Consider the following 1,586-nt stretch of genomic DNA (forward strand, 5'->3'; position numbering starts at 1 on the left):
ATCAGGCGGGTGAAGTCCCAGNGGGTGGTGTCGGTCAGCGCTTCGCTGATCTGCCATACGGCGTTGGCGATGTCACCGATCACTTCCACCTGCGGGAAGTACACGGCATCGACTTCGGCGGAGCGGAAGTTGATGTGGATGACCTCGGTACCGCCACGGACCATGAAGAACGGCGGCTTCTCGATCACGTCGTGGCCGATGTTGACGATCAGGTCGGCGGCTTCGACGGCACGGTGCACGAAGTCACCGGACGACAGTGCGGCGTTACCCAGGAAGCGCGGATGGCGCTCGTCGACCACGCCTTTGCCCATCTGCGTGGTGATGAACGGGATGCCGGTCTTGTCGATCAGTTGCTTGAGGACCTTGGCAGTCATCTTGCGATTGGCGCCGGCACCGATTACCAGGATAGGGCTGCGGGCTTTCTGCAGTTTTTCCACGGCGGCTTCGATGGCCTTGTGCTCGGCCAGCGGGCGGCGGCTAAGACTAGGCGGGATCGGCAGGCTTTCGGTCTGCTCGGCGGCAATGTCTTCCGGCAGTTCCAGGTGGACCGCGCCCGGCTTCTCTTCTTCGGCCAGACGGAAGGCTTCGCGCATACGCGCCGGGATGTTGTCGGCGGAGGCGAACTGGTGGGTGTACTTGGTGATGGGGTCCATCATGCCGCACACGTCGATGATCTGGAAGCGGCCCTGCTTGGACTTCTTGATCGGCTTCTGGCCGGTGATCATCATCATCGGCATGCCGCCCAGGTAGGCGTAGGCGCTGGCGGTGACCAGGTTGGTGGCGCCAGGGCCAAGGGTCGACAGGCTGACGCCGGTCTTGCCGGTCAGACGGCCGTAAGTGGCAGCCATGAAACCTGCGGACTGCTCGTGACGGGTCAGTACCAGCTTGATCTTCGACTTGCGCAGGGATTCGAGCAGGTCGAGGTTTTCCTCACCGGGAATGCCGAACACATACTCGACACCTTCGTTTTCCAGGCATTGCACAACGACATCGGCGGCCTTGGCCATCTTGCTTGCTACCTCAAGTGATGGGACGGTGGAAGTCCGGAAATGCGCAGCACGGTACGCTGGCATCGCTCAGCCCGGAGCCAGGAGTGCTCCGAACCAAAGTCTTGACGTAGGGTAGGCGCGGGAAAGTCACGTGAATGTGACGGGAATATTGTCGCAGCCGGGGTATTGCGCGCTCAGAGTGGGAGTTGTGGGAGCGGGCGAGTCGAGGCGTTTAACCGCCGCGAACACCGGCGAAGCCGGTGCCATGCACCGCGTCGCCTGCTTCGCGGGCATGCCCGCTCCCACACAGGGGATTGCGTAGGGCTGGAGATTTTTGCGCCAGAAAGACAAAACCCCTACCTGCATGCGCAGATAGGGGTTTTGCGAAATGAATCTTGACGATGACCTACTCTCACATGGGGAAACCCCACACTACCATCGGCGATGCATCGTTTCACTGCTGAGTTCGGGATGGGATCAGGTGGTTCCAATGCTCTATGGTCGTCAAGAAATTCTGTTGCCAGAATGTCCGGATGGACAGCCCAGCGAATTCGGATATGCGATATTTGTGATGTTGCGAACTTTCGGTTCTTTCGT

Annotated in this window: 1 protein-coding gene and 1 rRNA gene; both read right to left on the bottom strand. The window is 60.2% G+C overall.

Going from position 1 to position 1,586, the window contains the following annotated elements; genetic code table 11:
- Window positions 1-1,007: acetolactate synthase large subunit (locus tag JV551A3_RS25010; RefSeq protein ID WP_133979219.1), on the bottom strand; the 1,007-nt coding region annotated here is incomplete at its 3' end.
- Between the two features lie 375 nt (window positions 1,008-1,382).
- Window positions 1,383-1,498 (bottom strand): 5S ribosomal RNA (gene rrf / locus JV551A3_RS25015).
- Between the last annotated feature and the right edge of the window lie 88 nt (window positions 1,499-1,586).

The sequence above is a fragment of the Pseudomonas inefficax genome (assembly GCF_900277125.1).
Taxonomy (GTDB): Bacteria; Pseudomonadota; Gammaproteobacteria; order Pseudomonadales; family Pseudomonadaceae; genus Aquipseudomonas; species Aquipseudomonas inefficax.